The following is a 19,967-nucleotide window of genomic DNA, read 5'->3' as shown; positions in this document are numbered from 1 at the left end:
CGTCAGTTCTGACCGAGTCCCTCCAGTTCTGCAGTTCCAGAGTCCTAGGAGCGTTGTACGTCATGACCCGCGCCGCTGTGCTGCCCGCCGTCGGGGCTCCCCTGGAGATCACCGAGATCGACCTGCCGGAACCCGGCCCCGGACAGGTGAGGATCCGCCTCGCCGCCGCCGGGGTCTGTCACTCCGACCTCTCACTGACCAACGGCACCATGCGGCTGCCGGTGCCCGCCGTCCTCGGCCACGAGGGAGCGGGGACGGTCGTCTCCGTCGGCCCCGGGGTCGGGCATGTCGCACCCGGCGACGAGGTGGTCCTCAACTGGGCGCCCTCCTGCGGGAGTTGCCACGCCTGCTCGCTCGGCGAGGTGTGGCTCTGCGCCAACGCGCTGGCCGGGGCCGCGAACGTCTACGCACACCGTTCCTCCGACGGAACGGACCTCCACCCCGGCCTGAACGTCGCCGCGTTCGCCGAGGAGACCGTGGTGGCCGCCGACTGCGTACTGCCCGCGCCGGCCGGTATCCCGCTCGCGGACGCCGCCCTGCTCGGCTGCGCCGTCCTCACCGGCTACGGGGCCGTGCACTACTCGGCCCAGGTCCGGCCCGGCGAGACCGTGGCCGTCTTCGGGGTCGGCGGGGTGGGACTCGCGGCGCTCCAGGCCGCCCGGATCGCCGGCGCCTCCACCGTCGTGGCGGTCGACGTGTCACCGGAGAAGGAGGCCCTGGCCCGCGCCGCCGGAGCCACCGAGTACGTGATCGCCTCGGACAACACGGCCCGCGAGATCCGGGGACTCACCGGCAAGCAGGGCGTGGACGTGGCCGTGGAGTGCGCGGGCCGCGCCGTCACGATCCGTACCGCGTGGGAGTCCACCCGCAGGGGCGGCCGTACGACGGTCGTCGGCATCGGCGGCAAGGACCAGCAGGTCACCTTCAACGCCCTGGAGATCTTCCACTGGGGCCGCACCCTCGCCGGCTGCGTGTACGGCAACTCCGACCCCGCCCGCGATCTGCCGATCCTCGCCGAACACGTCCGGGCCGGACGGCTGGACCTGAGCGCCCTCGTCACGGAACGGATCGCCCTGGACGGCATCCCGGCGGCGTTCGACAACATGCTGGCGGGCAAGGGCGGTCGCGCGCTGGTGATGTTCTAGGGGGGCCGGAGGATCGGCCCCGCCTCGGCTAAGCCTTGTCCGACCGGGGCTCGGGCGCGGCGGCGACGGCTGTGGCGGAAGCTTCCGTGACCGGGGCTTCCGTTACTGGAGCCTCCGTCACGGGAGCTTCCGTTGAGGACGCGGCTGTCGTCCCGGCCCGGGGCCCGGACCGCGACACCGCCACGCCCGCGAGACACACGAGGCCCCCGACGAGCGTGATCCAGCCCGGCACCTCGTCGAGCGCCACCCACGACATCAGCACCACCAACGCGGGCACCGCGTACGTCGTGGCTCCCATCCGCCCGGCCGTCGTACGCGCCAGTGCGAACGCCCAGGTGGTGAAGGCGAGCGCGGTCGGGAAGACGCCCAGGTACACCATGTTGAGGGTCGCCGACAGCGGGGCGTCCCGGGCGTCGGAGACCAGCTGCCCGGCGAACGGCAGACAGGCCACCGCGCCGATCACACACCCGTACGTCGTCACCTGGAGCGCGGAACCGTGCCGCAGGGCCGGCTTCTGGGCGACCACACCGCCCGCGTACGCGACCGCGGCGAGCAGGCAGAGCAGTACGCCGAGCACGGAGGCGCTGCCCTCGCCCGACATCGACAGGCCGACGACCGCCGCGCCGACGAAGGAGACGGCCATTCCGGCGAGCAGGCGCGACGGCAGGCCCTCCTTGAGCAGCCAGCCGGCGAGCAGGGCCATGATCAGCGGCCCGATGTTCACCACGAGGGCGGCGGTGCCCGCGTCGACCTTCTGCTCGCCCCAGTTGAGGACCACCATGTACAGGCCGAACCAGAGCAGCCCGGACACGACGATCCCCGGCCAGGCCCCTCGCGCGGGGAGCCCTTCCCGGCGTACCAGGCAGATCGCTCCCAGGACCAGCGCTCCGGCGAGCAGCCGGCCGAGCGCCAGCGCGCCGGGGGAGTAGGCCTCGCCGGCGCTGCGGATGGAGACGAAGGCGGAGGCCCACAGCAACACGGTGACGCCGGCCGCTGTGGCTGCGAGTAGGTCGGTCCTGCGGCCGGCGGGGAGGGAAGTCATCACGTTCCAGAGGTTAGGCGGGGTGGGGTGAAAGGGCTCGCGGATTTCGGACCGGACGCCCCTGTCTCCGGGGGCCGGTGTGGTGCCTGCGGGCCGGTGGAGGCTGGGCGCGCAGTTCCCCGCGCCCCTGAAGAACGGGGCTGCGCCCCGGTCCTTCATCGTCGCGCGGGCGAGGGACGATGAAGGACGAGGGCGCGCTCCGGTCCTTCGCCCTCGCGCGCGTGAAGGCCGGGGTGTGCCGCGGGCCGTCGTCCTCGCGCCCCTGAAGCGGAGTGCGCCTCGGGCCCTCGTCCTTGCGCGCGTGAAGGACGAGGGTGTGCCCCGGGCCGTCGCCCCCGCGTCCCTGGAAGCCTGCGGGCTCATCGCAGCGTGTCTGCCTGGATTCCCAGGAGTTGGGAGAGCGCTTGCTCTCCCTTTTCCGTTACCTTGACGGCTCGTTCCGAGCCGATTCGGGTGCACCAGTTGGCGTTCAGGGCGTGTTGGCACAGGGCGGCGCCTGCGATGCCGGCGAGGTGGGGGCGGCGTTCCGTCCAGTCCAGGCAGGCGCGGGCGAGCGGGCGCTGGCCGGTGCGTACGAGGGGAATGCCGACACCCTCGAACCAGTTCACGCCCTCGTCCGTGAGCGCGAAACCGGTGTCCTGGCGGAGCAGCCCGAGGCCGGTGAGCGCGTCGGTGACCGCGATGCCGAGGCGGCCGGCCAGATGGTCGTAGCAGGTGCGGCCCCGGGCCATCGCGCTGCCGGCACCGGCCTCGCGCAGCGTGCGCGGCCGTGCGGCCGCCGTGGGGGAGACCTGGGCGGCGAGGTCCTCGACGAGCTGGGCGACCCGGGCGTCGGCCAGCCGTACGTACCGGTGCCGCCCCTGCCGCTCCTCCGCGAGGAGCCCGCCCGCGACCAGCTTGCCCAGGTGCTCGCTGGCCGTCGAGGCGGCGACCCCGGCGTGCCGGGCCAGTTCCCCGGCGGTCCAGGCCCGCCCGTCGAGCAATGCCAGCAGAAACCCGGCCCGGGTCTCGTCGGCGGCCAGAGAGGCGAGGGCGGCGAGCCGGGCGGCCCCGGTACGCGCCCCGCTGAGTGAGGTGGTCATGCACCCAGCATGAGCGACCCACACTTCGGCCACCGCCGAACGATGGGCGCCCCTGCAAGGGGCGCGGGGAACGGCGCAGTCTTCTGCTTTCCAGGGGCGCAGGGGTGCAGGGGCGCGGGGAACTGCGCGACCAGCCCCACCCGCCCCCCGAACCAACCCGCCCGCGAAGCGACTACCCCCGCAGCGCCCCGTACTGCAACGCCAATCCGTCCAGCAACGCGGTGAGCCCCGTCTCGAACGCCCGCTCGTCGATCTTCTCCTGCTGCTCGGCCAGCAGATGCGCCTGCCCGAGATGCGGATAGTCCGCGGGATCGTACGCCGTCTCGTCGTCCACGAACCCCCCGGCGAACGACGACAACGCGGACCCCATCACGAAGTACCGCATCAGCGCCCCGATGGACGTCGCCTGCGCCGCGGGCCACCCCGCCGCGACCATCCCCCCGAAGACCGCGTCGGCGAGCCGGAGCCCGGCCGGCCGCCGTCCGGGGCCGCGGGCGAGGACCGGGACGATGTTCGGGTGGTCGCGCAGGGCCGCCCGGTAGGACACGGCCCAGTCGTGCAGCGCGGTCCGCCAGTCCCGCCCGTCCTCGAACATCGACAGGTCGACCTGCGCGCTCACGGAGTCCGCGACCGCCTCCAGGATCTGGTCCTTCGTACGGAAGTGGTTGTAGAGGGACGGCCCGCTCACCCCCAGCTCCGCCGCCAGCCGCCGCGTGGAGACCGCGGCGAGCCCCTCCGCGTCCACCAGGGTCCGGGCCGCCGCGACGATGCGGTCGGTGCTGAGGAGGGGCTTGCGCGGTCGGGCCATGGCCCACATAGTAGGGCTGCGGACCAGAAACTAGCAGTGCTAATTAAAAGCAGGGGTTGATCACAGTGAACCTGGAACTCAGCGAGGAGCAGACCGCCGTCCGACGGCTGGCCAGGGACTTCGTCGCGCGCGAGATCACCCCGAACGTGATCGCCTGGGACCGCGCGGAGGACGTCGACCGATCCATCGTCAAGAAGCTCGGCGAGGTCGGTTTCCTCGGCCTGACCGTCGACGAGGAGTACGGCGGCTCCGGCGGCGACCACCTCGCGTACTGCCTGGTGACGGAGGAACTGGGCCGGGGTGACTCCTCGGTCCGCGGCATCGTCTCCGTCTCGCTCGGACTCGTCGCCAAGACCATCGCGTCCTGGGGGACCGAGGAGCAGAAGCGCCGGTGGCTGCCGGGGCTCACCTCCGGCGATTACGTGGGCTGCTTCGGCCTCACGGAACCGGGCACCGGCTCCGACGCGGGCAACCTGTCCACGAAGGCGGTCCGCGACGGCGGCGACTACGTCATCAACGGCAGCAAGATGTTCATCACCAACGGCACCTGGGCGGACGTGGTCCTGCTCTTCGCCCGCTCGACCGACGCCCCCGGTCACAAGGGCGTCTCCGCCTTCCTCATGCCCACCGACAGCCCCGGGCTGACCCGCCGCACCGTCCACGGCAAGCTCGGACTGCGCGGCCAGGCCACCGCCGAACTGACCCTTGAGGACGTCCGCGTACCCGCCTCGGCGATGCTCGGCCCCGAGGGCAAGGGCTTCGCCGTCGCCATGTCCGCGCTGGCCAAGGGCCGGATGTCGGTGGCGGCGGGCTGCGTGGGCATCGCCCAGGCCGCGCTGGACGCCGCCGTGGCGTACGCGACCGAGCGCGAGCAGTTCGGCAAGGTCATCGCCCGCCACCAGCTCGTCCAGGAACTGCTCAGCGACATCGCCGTGGACGTGGACGCGGCCCGGCTGCTCACCTGGCGCGTCGCGGACCTCGTCGACCGCGGGGAGCCGTTCGCCACCGAGTCCTCGAAGGCCAAGCTCTTCGCCTCGGAGGCCGCGGTGCGCGCCGCGAACAACGCGCTCCAGGTCTTCGGCGGCTACGGCTACATCGACGAGTACCCCGTCGGGAAGCTGCTGCGTGACGCCCGGGTCATGACGCTCTACGAGGGCACCAGCCAGATACAGAAGCTGGTCATCGGCCGCGCGCTGACCGGGGTCTCGGCTTTCTGACTTCCGTCCGGCTTCCGACTTCCGACTTCCGGCTTCTGGCTTCCGGCTTCCGGCTTCTGAGTACGTGACGTGAGTAGGTGAGCGGATGTGGTTCCGGCCGCCTCCGCCGACGCTGGTCGCATGAGTGAGACACAGGTCAAGCAGCAGTCCACCGCGGCCTTCTACGGGCAGGCTGTCCTTTCCTTCGCGGTCGCCATCGTCGCCACCGCCATCGGCATCTTCCGGCTGGAGGCGGACGCCTGGGTACGGGCCTTCCTGGGGATCGCCGTGCTGTACCTCGTGACCTCGGCGTTCACCCTCGCCAAGGTGATCCGGGACCGGCAGGAGGCCGGGCAGATCGTCAGCCGGGTCGACCAGGCCCGCCTGGAGAAGCTCCTCGCCGAGCACGACCCCTTCGACAAGATGTGAGTGCGGGCTGCCCCGAACGGGCGCGCTAAGCGCTCGCTCAGTTTCGGAGGTATGGTGTTCGTTCTGTCACTGGAAGGGGCGAACGAGCGATGAGTACGGCGGAGGAGACGGCCGGCGGCGAACTGCAGCCGTGGGCCGAGGTCACCCCTGACGCGGCCAGGCGGCTGCTCGTCGCCGCGGTGGAGGCCTTCGCCGAGCGCGGGTACCACGCGACGACCACCCGTGACATCGCGGGGCGGGCGGGGATGAGTCCGGCCGCGCTCTACATCCACTACAAGACGAAGGAAGAGCTGCTCCACCGGATCAGCAGGATCGGGCATGAGAAGGCGCTCGACATCCTGCGGACAGCGGGCGCCCGCGAGGGGAGCCCGACCGAGCGGCTCGCCGACGCGGTCAGCTCTTTCGTGCGGTGGCACGCCGGGGGGCGTACGACCGCGCGGGTCGTGCAGTACGAGCTGGACTCGCTCGGGGCCGATGCCCGTGCGGAGATCATCGGTCTGCGTCGGCAGGTCGATGCGGAGGTGCGGGCGATCATCGAGGACGGGGTTGCCTCGGGGGACTTCGACGTCCCGGACGTGCCTGGTACCACGCTCGCGGTGCTGTCCTTGTGCATCGATGTGGCCCGGTGGTTCAACGTGGACGGTCCCCGTACGCCGGAAATGGTCGGCGCCCTGTACGCGGACCTGGTCCTGAGAATGGTCGGCTCCCACCCCCACGCGTAGGACGACGCCCTCCACGCCCCGTTATGCCTGACCGCGCAGTTCCCCGCGCCTCTTGGAGGCGGTTGCCGCTGGCCGGGTGTGGTCTGCGGGTCCGTCGTGGCTGGGCTGCGCAGTTCCCCGCGCCCCTTGGAGGCGGCTGCCGCTGGCCGAGTGTCGTCTGCGGGCCGGTCGTGGCTGGGTGCGCAGTTCCCCGCGCCCCTTGAATGCGGGGGCCGCTGCGGTGCCATTGTGGCTGGGCGGTCCCGCAGTCCCCTAGGGGCGCGGGGAACTGCGCGATTGGCCCCCACCTGGCGGCAGGGGAGCCGTCCCGTCAGAAGTAGTAGCGAGACACCGACTCCGCCACACAGACCGGCTTCTCTCCGCCCTCGCGTTCCACCGTGAAGGCGACAGCCACCTGCAGCCCACCCGTCACCTCGTCGACCGCCGTGATCTTCGCCGTGGCGCGCAGCCGCGAACCCACCGGCACCGGAGCCGGGAAACGGACCTTGTTCGTCCCGTAGTTGACGCCCATCTTCACGCCCTCGACCGCGATCAGCTGAGGTCCGAACAGCGGCAGCAGCGACAACGTCAGATACCCGTGCGCGATGGTCGTCCTGAAGGGACCGCTCGCCGCCTTCTCCGGGTCCACATGGATCCACTGGTGGTCACCCGTGGCCTCGGCGAACAGATCGATCCGCTTCTGGTCGACCTCCACCCAGTCGCTGTACCCCAACTGCTCACCCACCGCCGCCTTCAGTTCGTCGGCGGACGTGAAGATCCTCGGCTCTGCCATGTCCCTGGCCTTTCGCGTCGCTGCGTTTCCGGGCACTACCCCTAAGCAACTGCTTAGCATGGTCGCAGCGAGGTTCCCTGTCAACGGACCGGAGGGGTGACGGGCTGGGTAGGGTTCGAGGGGTGCCCCAGATTCCCGAGAAGATCCATGAACTCACGGTCGGCCAGCTGTCGGCCCGCAGTGGAGCCGCCGTCTCGGCCCTGCACTTCTACGAGTCCAAGGGCCTGATCAGCAGCCGTCGCACCGCGGGCAACCAGCGCCGCTACCACCGTGACGCCCTGCGCCGGGTCGCCTTCGTACGGGCCGCGCAGCGCGTCGGTATCCCGCTGGCCACGATCCGCGACGCTCTCGCCGAACTCCCCGAGGAGCGCACCCCCACCAGGGAGGACTGGGCCCGGCTCTCGGAGGCCTGGCGTTCCGAACTCGACGAGCGCATCAAACAGCTGGGCCGCCTGCGGGACCACCTCACGGACTGCATCGGCTGCGGCTGCCTCTCCCTGGAGAACTGCGTCCTGTCCAACCCCGACGACGTCTTCGGCGAACGGCAGAGCGGTTCCCGCCTCATGGTGGAGCGCGGCGGACAGCGCGGACGCCGGGCCGCGGAGCAGCAGCCCGACGAGCGGCCGGAGGCCGGGAACTGCCGCTGAGGCAATCCCCGGGCCCTCGGGCGGCCGGCGCCCCGGGCGCCCCGTCACTCGTACTCCGTGCCGCCCTTGCGCGTCAGATACGCCGGGCTGACCGCCTTCGCCACGGCCCGGCCGCCGGTCACCGGGCTGTACCGCTCGGTGGCGGGCCGGATGACGACGCCCTCGCGCAGATGGATCCCCTGCCCCGAGACGGTCTCGCGGCCGGAGGCGAGTTCCAGTACCCGCCGGATGTCGTACGGGCCCGTGTACAGCCGTGGCACGAGCGGCAGTTCGCCGGTGAGCAGGTCCGCCGCGTCCAGCCAGCGGACCTCACCGTCGATCTCCGCGGACACGTCGAACACCGCGTAACCGATCGTCTCGCGGCGGCCGTCGGCGCCGTACGTCAGGTCCTGTACGCCCGCCCCGTACACCTCGCCGAAGACGCCGACGCGGCGGGCCCCGAGCCGCTCGGCCAGCCGGGCGGCGACCGCCGCGACCCCGTGGCCGTGGACCGCGCGCCAGTACAGGTTGCGCGGGTCCTCCTTCAGGGCCAGGCGTTTGGCGCCGAAGCCCTTCGAGGAGACCTGGACGCGGCCGTCCCCGGCGAAGTACGTGAGCAGGCAGGCCGTGCCGTGCAGCTTCTCGGTCAGGACCACTTCCTCGCCGGGGGCGAAGATGCCGGGATACCGCTGGACGTTCTCGATGTCGACCCAGGGCAGCAGGTCGGGGGCCGACTCGATCTCGCCGTCCATGGTGGGGGGTATCGGAGGCACCCACTTGGTGACGCCCAGCAGCTCAGCGAAGTCCGTGCCCTCCGCCGCGGCCCGCGTCAGGTCCATGTCGGCCAGTGCGCGGGGCCGGCAGACGATCCCCTGTGACAGCTCGCCGCGCAGCCGGACCGCCTTCACCCGGTCCGAGCCGCTGCCCGCGAGCCGCCCGGTCAGTCCCAGCTCCTCGATCAGTTCCCGCGGCAGCACGGACTGCTCCGGGATGTAGACGGCGCTCTCGCCGGTGCGGTACGCGCCCTTGGCGACCACCGCCCGGTACAGGCCGACCTGGGCCAGTTCGAGCGCGTCGGCGTTCGGGTGCTCGTGGACGGTCAGCACTTCGGCGGTGACGCGCAGCGTCGACATGGTGGGGCTCCTCGGGGTCTCACACGGTGCTCAGCCTGGTCTCATCGCCTCCAACTGTCCGTACGGGAAAGGGGTGGAGCGACGGGTTTTGGGGCTGCTATGGCCGTCGGCTGGACGGTCCTGCCCCGGACCCGGACCCGAATCTGTATGCGGACCCGGACCCGGACCCGGACCTGTACCCGGACCCGTACCGGGCCAGCGCCTCCGTCACCAACTGCGCGTTGGACGTGGCCCGTCGGCCGTCCGGCAGGGTCAGCGTGTCCTCCAGGCCGATCCGGGTCGCAAGCCCGAGGCGCGCGGCGAGGTCCAGTACGGGCCAGGTGCCGCCCTCCTCGCCGTGCAGCAGGGCGGGGCGGCCGTGCGTGGTGCCGAGAGCGGCCAGGAGTTCGCGGGCCGTGTCTTCGGCCGTCTCCGGATCCGGGTCCGTCACCTCCGCCAGGACGCGCAGTACCCGCGGCCCCAGCGGTGACGCCGCGAACCGCGCCGCCCCGTCCGTGCCGGACCAGATGCCCGCCTCGACGCCCATGCCCCGCTCCAGGAGCGCCGCGGCCACTTCCTCGGCGCCCGGCTCGTGCCAGTTGACCGACGCGTGGTCGGGCAGGACGCTCCACTCACGGACGCGTGCGACGCGGGCCGCGGGGTCGGGCTCGGCCCAGGCGCCGGTGGTCACTCCGACGGGAACGTCCACCTGTGAACGGATTTCGTCCAGGGTGGCCGCAACCGCCTTCGCCGACAGCGTGTCTTCTCCACAAGGGGACTTGGGATGCACATGGATGTCCGACGCCCCGGCCGCGACGGCTTCCGCCGCGGAGCCGGCCATCGCTTTCGGCGACAACGGCACGAGTGCCCCGTCGCCGGACCCGCGCCCCCCGTTCACACAGACCTGGACCATGCCCCCGATGGTGCCAGGCGGCACCGACAATCCGGAGATCGAAAGGGGAACAGGCGATGAGCCTGGCCATTTGCTCGCTCAAGTGGGAAGCCGCGCGCACGGGGGCCCAGCGGATCACGTACGACAGTGACGGGTACCACCTCGTGCGCTTCCCGTACGTCACGGGCGAGGAGCAGTACGACCGCTGGAACATGCACGACCCGGAGAAGGACGGCGTCACCTCGGCGTTCCCCGACGTCCGCTCGGGGCTGATCTGGCCGAGTCACGACGGCTGGGGCGTCCTGTCGGCGCTCGTGTTCTGGGAGCCGGACGCCGCGGGTCTCGAATACCGGGCGCGCTTCGTGCGCGACCCGCTGAACCTCACGGCGGCACGCTACGACTCGACCGCCACCACCGACTACGCGCCCACCCGGGGCGGTCAGTACCGGACCTACATGTGGCAGATGTTCGTCCACCCGGGCACACCGGTCGGCCTGAAGGTGTCCGTGCGCGGCGCGGGGGACGCGAAGATCTCCACGCCGCTGATGTGCGTCGAGTTCAAGCTGGCCATCCACACCGACGTCAAGGTTCCGTAAGCGTGTACCCGGGGGTGCGGCTCCTCCGGCGCACCCCCGGTGCCGCTACCCCGCGACCGCCATGAGGAGGCGTCCCCGGCGGCATTCCGCCAGCGCCTCGGCGGTGAGGACCGGTCGGGGGACCACGATTCCGCAGGCCGTGCAGACCGGGCCGGAGGACGGTTCGTGGGCCAGGTCGTACTTCCAGACGAGGCGCTCGCCCGAGCAGACGGGGCAGACGGCGCCTGGTTCCCGCTCCAGGGCGGCGATCAGCCGGCGCAGCACCTCGGCCAGCGGCTCATGGGGATGGACCGTGGGGTCGTCGCACCAGGCGACCCCGAAGCCGCCCCAGGTGAGCCGGTGCCAGTCGTCCACGCTGCCGGGGGAGCGCAGACCGTCGTGCTTCTCCTTCTTGCGGCGCTGGGCGAACCCGGCCTCGTAGGTGAGCCAGACGGAGCGGGCCGCCTCCAGTTCGTCCAGTGCGGCCACGAGCCGCACCGGATCGGGGGACCGGTCCTCGGGGTCGAACCCGGCCCGGGAGCACAGATGGTCCCAGGTCGCCCGGTGACCGTAAGGAGCGAACCTCTCAAGGCACTTGCGCAGTGAATAGCGCCGCAGTGCCAGATCGCTCCTCGGGTCGCGCACCTGTCTCGCCAGACTGCGGAATCCCGCCATCGCCCTGCACCTCCGTCACACCTGCACCTGTACTTCGGTCACTTCGGCGTCGTCGTAAGGACGTCGCCGAATAGACGTATCGACACGCGATTCGGCTCCATCTGTTTTTCGGCGACCGCCATAAAACCGCCAATCAGCCGGTAATCGGCCATCCGCAAGACGGTTGTCGGCCGTCTGTCGGCTCATTCCCGGCCGTCGTCCGGTGACGGACGGCGGCCCCGGCGGGGCTCCCAGGGTCTGTCGTCACATTCCCTGGGCCCCTCCGGCGCCAAAAGTGACGCATGTTCATCTTCAAACACGGGGATACCGGCGGTAACGTCCGGCCCACCCCCGTCGTGAGGAGTCAGCCATGCCTCGGCGTATCCCACGCACCATCCTCGACAGACTGAGAACTCCCCGTAGATTCCCCAAGTTCCTCATGGGCGCCTCGGTATGCGTTCTCATTGCCGGTCTTTTGTCACCGCTTTCCCAGGCGGTCGCCGCCGACACCCCCGCCGCAGCGCCGAACGACTACTGCGGCAGCCAGTGCTCGGACATTCTTCCGGCAGGTCAGAACGGCAACGCGACCCTCGCCGAGATCCTTCTCAACCAGGCCTTCGGCACGCAGCCCGCCCACGCGGACGACCAGTTGGCGCCCTACGCGAATCTGGCGTCCGGTTACCCCGCGCTCACCGACGCCAAAATTAATGATTTCTTCAGGGACGCCTCGTTCGGGGTGGCGGCGGACCAGGTCGAGTCCACGCTCAAGCCCGCCGGACGTACCGACGTGACGATCGTCCGCGACAAGAAGACCGGTGTGCCGCACATCACAGGCACCACCCGGTACGGAACCGAGTTCGGCGCCGGTTACGCCGCCGCCCAGGACCGGCTCTGGCTGATGGACGTCTTCCGGCACGTCGGGCGCGGCAAACTGACCCCCTTCGCGGGCGGCGCCCCCTCCAACCAGGGCCTGGAACAGGAGTTCTGGCGCCACGCCCCGTACACCGAGGCGGATCTGCAGGCCCAGATCGACAGTGCCGTCGCCACCAACGGCGCCCGCGGCCAGCAGGCCCTCGCCGACGTCAGGGCCTACCTCGCCGGCATCAACGCCTACATAGACGCCTCCGACAGCGGCCGCTACTTCCCCGGCGAGTACGTCCTGACCGGCCACAAGGACTCCATCACCAACGCCGGGACCATCGAGCACTTCAAGGAGACCGACCTGGTCGCGCTGGCCTCCGTCATCGGCGCGCTCTTCGGCTCCGGGGGCGGCGGCGAGGTCAACAACGCCATCTCCCTGCTCGCCGCCCAGTCCAAGTACGGCGTGGAGGAGGGCACCAAGGTCTGGGAGTCCTTCCGCGAGCGCAACGACCCCGAGGCCGTGCTCACCGTCCACAACGGCGAGAGCTTCCCGTACGCCACCAAGCCGGCCACCCCGCAGGGCGCCGCACTGCCCACCGCGGGCACGGTGACCGAGGAACCCTTGGTCTACGACCGCACCGGCAGCGCGGCCACCTCCACCGCCACCGGAACGACCGCCTCGGCGACGGCGAGCGCCCTCAGCTCCGCGAAGCGCGGGATGTCCAACGCCCTCGTGGTGAGCGGCAGGTCCACCGCGAGCGGCCACCCCATCGCCGTCTTCGGACCGCAGACCGGCTATTTCGCGCCACAGCTGCTCATGCTCCAGGAGATCCAGGGTCCGGGACTCAGCGCCCGCGGCGCCTCCTTCGCGGGCCTGAGCATGTACGTCGAACTCGGCCGCGGCCAGGACTACGCGTGGAGCGCCACCACCTCCGGCCAGGACATCATCGACACCTACGCGGTCGAGCTGTGCCAGGACGACACCCACTACCTGTACCGCGGCACCTGCACGGCCATGGAGAAGATCGAGCAGACCAACGCCTGGAAGCCCACCACCGCCGACAGCACCCCCGCGGGCTCCTACCGGATGCAGGTCTGGCGCACCAAGTACGGGCCCGTCACCCACCGGGCCACGGTCGACGGCAAGAAGGTCGCGTACACCACGCTGCGCTCCTCCTTCATGCACGAGGCCGACTCGATCATCGGCTTCCAGATGCTCAACGACCCCGACCACGTGAAGAGTCCGCAGACCTTCCAGACGGCGGTGCAGCACATCAACTTCACCTTCAACTGGTTCTACGCCGACGCGCAGCACACCGCCTACTACAACAGCGGCGACAATCCCGTACGCGCGGGCGGCGTCGACGCCGAGTTCCCCGTCTGGGCGCAGCCGGCGTACGAGTGGCGGAACTGGACGCCGACGACGAACACCGCCGACTACACCCCGCCGTCCGCGCACCCGAACTCGATCGACCAGGACTACTACATCTCCTGGAACAACAAGCAGGCCAAGGACTACACCACGGCCTCCTGGGGCAACGGCTCCGTCCACCGCGGCAACCTCCTGGAGGACCGGGTGAAGAGGCTGGTGACCGCGGGCGGGGTGACCAGGGCGTCCCTCACCAGGGCGATGGCCGACGCGGCGCTGGCCGACCTGCGCGCCGAGGACGTACTGCCGAAGCTGCTCCAGGTCGTCAAGAGCTCGCCGGTCACCGACACGACGGCCGCGGCGGCGGTGACGAAGCTGTCCGACTGGGTCACGGCGGGCGCCAAACGCAAGGAGACCTCGGCCGGTTCGAAGGCGTACGCCAACGCCGACGCGATCCGCCTCCTCGACGCCTGGTGGCCGCTGCTGGTGAAGGCCGAGTTCGAACCCGGTCTCGGCAGCGACCTCTACACCGCCATGACCGCCAACCTCCCCGTGGACGAGGCCCCTTCGGCGGGACACGGGCCCACCGGATCGCATGCCGGCAGCTCCTTCCAGTACGGCTGGTGGAGCTATGTCCACAAGGACATCCGGGCGGTGCTCGGTGAACCGGTGCAGGGCCCTCTCGCCAAGCCGTACTGCGGCGGCGGCAGCCTCGGCGCCTGCCGGGACATCCTGATCAGCACGCTCAAGACCGCGGCAGGCCGGACCGCCGCCCAGGTCTACCCGGGCGACGACCTCTGCTCGGCGGGCGACCAGTGGTGCGCCGACTCGATCAACCAGCGGACGCTGGGCGGTATCAAGCACGGCAGGATCAGCTGGCAGAACCGGCCGACCTACCAGCAGGTCGTGGAGTTCACCTCACATCGGTGAGTCCGCGCCGGTGACACCTTGAGGTGCGTACGGCGGCGGGTCAGCGGATGCGGCCCGCCGCCAGTACCACCTGGGCCAGTTCCCGGTGGCAGATGTCGCTGTGGGCGCCCGCCGGGGCGCCGCCCCGCCGCACCACCGCGGACGCGTCGATGTTCACGCACCCCGAGGCGGGCAGTCTCGTCCGCAGCGCTTCGGCGAGCGTGAACGTCTTCGTGCCGGACACCGCCCGCACCCCGCCGTGCCCCAACGCGCCCCACCTGGGCCCGAGAAGACGGGGAAGGGCGATTTCGGCGGCGGTGCGGTCGTCGCCCGCCGTCCGGGAGGCCAGCGGGTAGATCGTGCCGAGCGCCGAGTCGAAACGGGAGAAGCAGCAGACCAACGGCCCGTCGATACGGTCCTGTTGCCCGTGCAGCACCCCGTTGTCCCGTACGTCGTGCGGGAGCCGCGCCGCGAACGCGTAGTGCGAGAAGGCCGCCTGGAGGAGCGTCACGGACTTCACGGTCCGCACTCCCTTGGGCAGCCCGCGCAGCGCGAACGACACCAGACGCCCGCCGAAGCTGTGCCCCACGAGATGCACCCGCACCCCGGGCGCCGCCTGGGCGAGCCGCCCGATCATCCGCCCGAGGCCGCGCTCGCCGACCGCGCCCGCGCGTCGCTTCATCGCGAAGTACGTCGCCTGGCGCAGCAGTTCGTGTGCCCCGCCCCAGACACGCGCGAGACGGGGCGCGGCCTGCGCCCTGTCCGCCGTGAGTTCGGCGTCGGCGTCCTCCGCCAGGGCCCGCGCGAACTCCCGGCAGGTCCGCGCGGTGTCCCCGAGGAACATCCGCGGCTCGCTCGGAGCGCCGGGCGGGGACGCGGAATCCGTGAGGGTGTTCGCGGCGAGCGGGGCATCCGGCAGGGTGTCCGCGGTGAACGCGGCGCCCGGCGCCTCGGGCCGCAACTCGACGAGCAGCCGCACCAGTCGCCCGTACTCCTCCAACGCGGCGTCGCCCTCGGGCTGTTGGTCGAGCATCCGGGCGATCTGGTCGATCAGGGTGGCCCGGCCGGGAAAGGCCGTCAGCAGGGCGGCACGTGTGTCCTTGTCCAGCGCCGGGCCCACGGACACCGCGGTGACACTCCGCCCGAGGTCGGGGATCGGCTCGTCGGCGAAGCGCATCGACGGCCACACCACGCCCACGTACCCGAGCCGGGCGTTCGGCGCGAGGGCGGGCAGGGGATCGAAGAAGCGGCTGTAGAGCCGGGTCGCCGTGGGGCGGTCGTTGTTCCAGCCGTGCGCGAACACGATCAGGTCCTTGACGCCCCGGTCCACCACCTCTCGCAGCAGCCGGTCGCGCTGCCGTGCGTCCACATCGCCGTCCGCGTCGAACGTCAGCTCCCAGTAGGGAGTCACGCCCACTTCAGGATCCGCCATGACAAGCCCCCTTAGGCCTCCGCAACCCGTGCGATGTGCACGTAATCGTCCCGCCGACCGGGGGAGTTGGCCAGGGGCCACGTCCAGTCTGACCAGCCCGAACTCATGTCTCAGCAGTTGATCCAGAACGGGTGGTCCAGGATAGGGGATCCGATGCGGGTGGGATGCCGCGGACGGCCGGGGGCGGCCGGGGGCGGCCGGGGTGCGGGCTTTCGGCCGATACCCCGGAGGCGTTCCGGAGGTGTCCCGGGGCACGTCTCAGCGGTGCCCGGGGTGTCTCAGCGGTACAGGAGGTACTCCTTGCGTACGCGCCGGAACGCGGCCAGTTCGTCCTGCCAGCCCGCCACGACCTCGTCGGCCGTCGCGCCCGCGTCGATCATCGTGCGCACCAGCGTGGAGCCCGTCAGCTTGTCGATCCAGTTGTCCGGCCGCCAGGCGAACCCGCTCCAGACCTGCTTGGCGGTCACCAGCAGCGCGATCCCGGTCCGTACGGGGTCGTACGCGACGCGGTCGTGGACGTGGAGCTGCACCCCGCCGACCGTCCTGCCCTGGAACTTGGAGAAGGTGGGGGCGAAGTACGCCTCCCTGAAGTGCACTCCGGGCAGGCCGAGCTGTCCGGCCTCGGCGGCCCACCGCCGGTCGATGCCCTCCGCGCCGAGCAGCTCGAACGGGCGGGTCGTGCCGCGCCCCTCCGACAGGTTCGTCCCCTCGAAGAGGCAGGTGCCCGAGTAGACGAGAGCGGTGTCGGGCGTCGGCATGTTCGGGCTCGGGGGCACCCACGGCAGCCCCGAGGCGTCGTAGAAGTCCGACCGCCGCCAGCCCGACATCAGCACGGTGTCCAAGGGCACCGGCTCCGCGAGGAACTCCCCGTTGAACAGCCGCGCCAGCTCCGCGACGGTCATCCCGTGCGCCTGCGAGATCGGCTCCCGCCCGACGAACGTCGCGAACTCCTTGTGCAGCACGGGCCCGTACGCACCGCGGCCCGTCACCGGGTTCGGCCGGTCGAGCACCACGAACCGCTTGCCCGCGATCCTGGCCGCGTCCATGCAGTCGTACAGCGTCCAGATGTACGTGTAGAAGCGGGCGCCCGCGTCCTGGATGTCGAAGACGACCGTGTCCACGCCGGAGGCCGTGAAGATGTCGGCCAGGGGCTGCCCGCTCTTGAGATAGGTGTCGTAGACGGGGAGGCCGGTCGCCGGGTCGTCGTAGCGGCCCTCGGAGCCGCCGGCCTGGGCGGTGCCGCGGAAGCCGTGCTCCGGGCCGAAGACGGCCACCAGGTTCACGCGGTCGTCGGCGTGCGTCACGTCCACGATGTGGCGGGCGTCCCTGGTGACGCCCGTCGGGTTGGTGACAATGCCGACGCGCTCACCTTCCAGGAGGGAGTAGCCGTTCGCGGCGAGGCGTTCGAAGCCGGTGCGGAGGCGGCGGGTCCCCTCCGGGGCGGGGGTGGCCGCGGCGGCCGTGGCGGTGGCGGGCGGGGTCGCCGAGACCGCGGCTGCCGTCGTGGTGGCGGCGAGGAGACTTCGTCTGGACAGGCGGCGCATGTGACCTCCGTGAACTCGGAAGGCTGGGACTGGCACGGTATGGCTTCCGCCGGTTGTTCGTAAGCCGCGGCGCCGCTGTGGCTGGTCGCGCCGTTCCCCGCGCCCCTGAAAGCGAAAAGACTGCGCCGTTCCCCGCGCCCCTGACGGGCGAGGGCTGCGCCGTTCCCCGCGCCTCTTGCGGGGCTCTTTCGGGGGGCATACCGACCGGTTAGTCTGATGGGAGCTGTGCAGAGATGTCGTCGTGTCGAAGGAGACCGATGGTGGAAGCCATGCAGGATGCCGGAGTCGTCGTCACCGGGGCGGGCGGGGGGATCGGGGCCGCGCTGGCCCGGCGGTTCGCCGCCGCGGGGGCCCGGGTCGTGGTCAACGACCTGGACGCGGTGAAGGCCGCGGCCGTCGCCGAGGAGATCGGCGGGATCGCGGTGCCCGGCGACGCCTCCGCGATCGTGGCCGACGCCCGGGACGCCCTCGGCGGCACCGTCGACGTCTACTGCGCCAACGCGGGGCTGCCCTCCGGTGGCTCCGAGGCGGCCCCCGCGCGGGTCTGGGAGCTCGCCTGGGACGTGAACGTGATGGCGCACGTCCGGGCGGCCGACGAGCTGCTCCCCGCCTGGCTGGAGCGCGGCAGCGGCCGTTTCGTGTCCACCGTCTCGGCGGCCGGACTGCTCACCATGATCGGCGCGGCCCCGTACAGCGTCAGCAAGCACGGCGCGTACGCCTTCGCCGAGTGGCTCTCCCTCACGTACCGCCACCGCGGTCTGAAGGTGCACGCGATCTGTCCGCAGGGAGTGCGCACCGACATGCTCGCCGGCACCGGCAGCGCCGGGGACCTCGTCCTCAAGCCCACGGCCATCGAGCCCGAGGACGTCGCGGACGCACTCTTCGCGGGGATCGAGGAGGACCGCTTCCTGATCCTTCCGCACCCCGAGGTCGCCGAGTACTACCGGGCGCGCGCCGCCGATCCCGAGCGCTGGCTGACGAACATGAACCACATCCAGCAGAAGTGGGAGGCGGACGGGCGATGACCAGCACCTCCGTGTACGCGGCCCGGCCCTGGGTCGCTCTGCTGAACGAGGCCCAGCGCGGCCCCGTCAGCCCCGACGACTCGCCCGTGCACGCCCTGCGCCGGGCCGTCGCCGAGACCCCCGACCGCGCCTTCCTCGCCTACTTCGACGGGCGGCTCAGCTACCGAGAGGTGGACGAGCTGAGCGACTCCGTCGCCGGGCACCTCGCCGAACGCGGTCTGGAGCGCGGTGACCGCGTCGCCGTCCTGCTGCAGAACAGCCCGCTCTTCGTGCTCGCCGTCCTCGGCGCCTGGAAGGCCGGCGCGACCGTCCTGCCCGTCAACCCCATGTACAAGTCCGGCGAGGTGACCCACGTCCTGCGCGACGGCGAGGTCGCGGCGCTGATCTGCGCCGACCGCGCCTGGGAGTCGTATCTGCGCGACACGGCCGCCGACTCGCCCGTACGCATCGTGCTCACCGGCTGCGAACTGGACTTCCAGACGCGGGACGACGCACGCGTGCTGACCTTCGAGCGGCTGCCGCAGGCACCGGACGCGGACGACCTGACGACCGTCGCGAAGGCCGGCCACAAGGCCCCCGCCGACCGCGACCCCGGCCCGTCGGACATCGCGCTGATCAGCTACACCTCGGGGACGAGCGGCGCTCCCAAGGGGGCCACCAACACGCACGGCAACGTCATGTACAACGCCGAGCGCCAGCGCACGGGCCTGGCGCTGCCCGAGGCGCCCGTGTACTTCGCGATGGCCCCGCTGTTCCACATCACCGGGATGGTCTGCCAGTTCCTCGCCTGCCTCAACAGCGGGGGCACGCTCGTCCTCGCGTACCGCTTCGAGTCGGGGGTCGTGCTCGACGCGTTCGCCGAGCACCGGCCGCACTACACCGTCGGCCCGTCCACCGCCTTCATGGCGCTGGCCGCGCACCCGGCCGTGACGCCCGACCACTTCTCCTCCTTCGTGAACATCTCGTCCGGCGGCGCGCCGCTGCCGCCCGCGCTCGTCGAGAAGTTCCGCGCGGGCTTCGGTCCGTACATCCGCAACGGCTACGGACTCACCGAGTGCTCCGCGCCCTGCGCCTCGGTGCCGCCCCACCTGGAAGCGCCGGTCGACCCGGTCTCCGGGACGCTCGCCGTCGGCCTGCCCGGACCCGACGGCGTCGTACGCATCGTCGACGACCACGGCCAGGAGGTGCCGCTCGGGGAACAGGGCGAGATCCTCGTACGCGGCCCGCAGGTCGTGCCCGGCTACTGGCGGCGCCCCGAGGCCACCGCGGAGACCTTCCCGGACGGGGAACTGCGCACCGGGGACATCGGATTCATGGACACGGACGGCTGGCTCTATGTCGTCGACCGCAAGAAGGACATGATCAACGCGTCCGGGTTCAAGGTGTGGCCGCGCGAGGTCGAGGACGTGCTCTACACCCACCCGGCCGTGCGGGAGGCGGCCGTCGTCGGGGTGCCCGACGGGTATCGCGGCGAGACCGTCAAGGCGTACATCAGCCTGCGGCCCGGCGCGGCGGAGGACCCGGCCGCACTCGCCGCGTACTGCAAGGAGAGACTGGCCGCCTACAAGTACCCGCGCCAGGTGGAGATCCTGCCCGACCTGCCGAAGACGGCCAGTGGCAAGATCCTCCGGAGGGAACTGCGTTCCCGTCCGCACGACGCCCCCTAGCCGACGACGGCCCCTGACCGGCCACGGCCCGGGGGAGCAACGCGGACGAACAGGGCGGCGCGCAACCGGAACGCCCTGAACGGCCTCTACAACGTGAACAACACG

The 19,967-nt window shown here is 71.4% G+C and carries 18 protein-coding genes; 9 read left to right on the top strand and 9 right to left on the bottom strand.

Annotation, left to right across the window (positions count from 1 at the left end; genetic code table 11):
- The first annotated feature begins 62 nt into the window (after positions 1-62).
- Positions 63-1,145, top strand: a complete 1,083-nt coding sequence (locus IE278_RS34945) for a Zn-dependent alcohol dehydrogenase (protein WP_189778505.1) — start codon at positions 63-65, stop codon at positions 1,143-1,145.
- A gap of 28 nt (positions 1,146-1,173) precedes the next feature.
- On the opposite strand, the gene IE278_RS34940 is transcribed toward IE278_RS34945, so the two are convergent.
- The 3 genes from IE278_RS34940 to IE278_RS34930 form a co-directional block, all read right to left on the bottom strand.
- Positions 1,174-2,187 carry a DMT family transporter gene (locus IE278_RS34940; protein ID WP_189778558.1) on the bottom strand — a complete coding sequence of 338 codons (1,014 nt, stop codon included), beginning with the start codon at positions 2,185-2,187 and terminating at the stop codon, positions 1,174-1,176.
- Positions 2,188-2,546: 359 nt separating this feature from the next.
- Positions 2,547-3,269, bottom strand: a complete 723-nt coding sequence (locus tag IE278_RS34935; RefSeq protein WP_189778503.1) for an ArsR/SmtB family transcription factor — start codon at positions 3,267-3,269, stop codon at positions 2,547-2,549.
- Between the two features lie 172 nt (positions 3,270-3,441).
- A complete protein-coding gene (locus tag IE278_RS34930; RefSeq protein WP_189778501.1) occupies positions 3,442-4,077 on the bottom strand; it encodes a TetR/AcrR family transcriptional regulator in 636 nt (211 codons plus the stop codon).
- A 65-nt stretch (positions 4,078-4,142) separates the two neighbouring features.
- Here IE278_RS34930 and IE278_RS34925 point away from each other — a divergent pair, with 65 nt between their 5' ends.
- From IE278_RS34925 to IE278_RS34915, 3 genes are all read left to right on the top strand, one after another.
- Positions 4,143-5,294 carry an acyl-CoA dehydrogenase family protein gene (locus tag IE278_RS34925; RefSeq protein WP_189778556.1) on the top strand — a complete coding sequence of 384 codons (1,152 nt, stop codon included), beginning with the start codon at positions 4,143-4,145 and terminating at the stop codon, positions 5,292-5,294.
- A 120-nt stretch (positions 5,295-5,414) separates the two neighbouring features.
- The gene (locus IE278_RS34920; protein WP_189778499.1) at positions 5,415-5,702 is read left to right on the top strand and encodes a YiaA/YiaB family inner membrane protein; all 288 of its coding nucleotides are present in this window, start codon (positions 5,415-5,417) and stop codon (positions 5,700-5,702) included.
- A gap of 89 nt (positions 5,703-5,791) precedes the next feature.
- Entirely contained in the window at positions 5,792-6,424 is a 633-nt protein-coding gene (locus tag IE278_RS34915) for a TetR/AcrR family transcriptional regulator (RefSeq protein ID WP_189778496.1), read from the top strand.
- Positions 6,425-6,734: 310 nt separating this feature from the next.
- Here IE278_RS34915 and IE278_RS34910 read toward each other — a convergent pair whose 3' ends face one another.
- Entirely contained in the window at positions 6,735-7,196 is a 462-nt protein-coding gene (locus tag IE278_RS34910; protein ID WP_189778494.1) for a MaoC family dehydratase, read from the bottom strand.
- Between the two features lie 122 nt (positions 7,197-7,318).
- Between IE278_RS34910 and soxR the strand changes: the two genes are divergently transcribed.
- Entirely contained in the window at positions 7,319-7,843 is a 525-nt protein-coding gene (soxR, locus tag IE278_RS34905; protein ID WP_189778492.1) for a redox-sensitive transcriptional activator SoxR, read from the top strand.
- A 44-nt stretch (positions 7,844-7,887) separates the two neighbouring features.
- Here soxR and IE278_RS34900 read toward each other — a convergent pair whose 3' ends face one another.
- Together IE278_RS34900 and IE278_RS34895 are read right to left on the bottom strand one after the other, a co-directional pair.
- On the bottom strand, positions 7,888-8,955 hold the full coding sequence (locus IE278_RS34900; RefSeq protein ID WP_189778490.1) for an RNA ligase (ATP): 1,068 nt from the start codon (positions 8,953-8,955) through the stop codon (positions 7,888-7,890).
- A gap of 97 nt (positions 8,956-9,052) precedes the next feature.
- On the bottom strand, positions 9,053-9,847 hold the full coding sequence (locus tag IE278_RS34895) for a 3-keto-5-aminohexanoate cleavage protein (RefSeq protein WP_189778489.1): 795 nt from the start codon (positions 9,845-9,847) through the stop codon (positions 9,053-9,055).
- Positions 9,848-9,903: 56 nt separating this feature from the next.
- Here IE278_RS34895 and IE278_RS34890 point away from each other — a divergent pair, with 56 nt between their 5' ends.
- Positions 9,904-10,422: a hypothetical protein gene (locus IE278_RS34890; RefSeq protein ID WP_189778476.1), complete on the top strand. Its 519-nt coding sequence runs from the start codon at positions 9,904-9,906 to the stop codon at positions 10,420-10,422.
- A gap of 45 nt (positions 10,423-10,467) precedes the next feature.
- Here the strand turns inward: IE278_RS34890 and IE278_RS34885 are convergent, their stop codons facing one another.
- Positions 10,468-11,076, bottom strand: a complete 609-nt coding sequence (locus tag IE278_RS34885; RefSeq protein ID WP_189778474.1) for a hypothetical protein — start codon at positions 11,074-11,076, stop codon at positions 10,468-10,470.
- 349 nt (positions 11,077-11,425) lie between these two features.
- Between IE278_RS34885 and IE278_RS34880 the strand changes: the two genes are divergently transcribed.
- The gene (locus tag IE278_RS34880) at positions 11,426-14,215 is read left to right on the top strand and encodes a penicillin acylase family protein (RefSeq protein ID WP_189778472.1); all 2,790 of its coding nucleotides are present in this window, start codon (positions 11,426-11,428) and stop codon (positions 14,213-14,215) included.
- 40 nt (positions 14,216-14,255) lie between these two features.
- Here IE278_RS34880 and IE278_RS34875 read toward each other — a convergent pair whose 3' ends face one another.
- Positions 14,256-15,626 (bottom strand): serine-threonine protein kinase, encoded by a 1,371-nt coding sequence (locus IE278_RS34875; RefSeq protein WP_189778470.1) that lies wholly within the window; start codon positions 15,624-15,626, stop codon positions 14,256-14,258.
- A gap of 278 nt (positions 15,627-15,904) precedes the next feature.
- A complete protein-coding gene (locus tag IE278_RS34870; RefSeq protein WP_189778468.1) occupies positions 15,905-17,170 on the bottom strand; it encodes an exo-beta-N-acetylmuramidase NamZ family protein in 1,266 nt (421 codons plus the stop codon).
- Positions 17,171-17,427: 257 nt separating this feature from the next.
- On the opposite strand from IE278_RS34870, the gene IE278_RS34865 reads away from it, so the two are divergent.
- Both IE278_RS34865 and IE278_RS34860 read left to right on the top strand, forming a co-directional pair.
- A complete protein-coding gene (locus IE278_RS34865) occupies positions 17,428-18,195 on the top strand; it encodes an SDR family NAD(P)-dependent oxidoreductase (protein WP_189778465.1) in 768 nt (255 codons plus the stop codon).
- Positions 18,192-19,862, top strand: coding sequence for a class I adenylate-forming enzyme family protein (locus tag IE278_RS34860; RefSeq protein WP_189778463.1), 1,671 nt, complete (start codon positions 18,192-18,194; stop codon positions 19,860-19,862). The genes IE278_RS34865 and IE278_RS34860 overlap by 4 nt, the downstream gene beginning before the upstream one ends.
- Positions 19,863-19,967: the final 105 nt, after the last annotated feature.

Origin of the sequence: Streptomyces tauricus (assembly GCF_014650955.1) — a bacterium.
GTDB classification, from domain to species: Bacteria; Actinomycetota; Actinomycetes; order Streptomycetales; family Streptomycetaceae; genus Streptomyces; species Streptomyces tauricus.
This window is presented reverse-complemented; position numbering and strand designations above follow the sequence as displayed.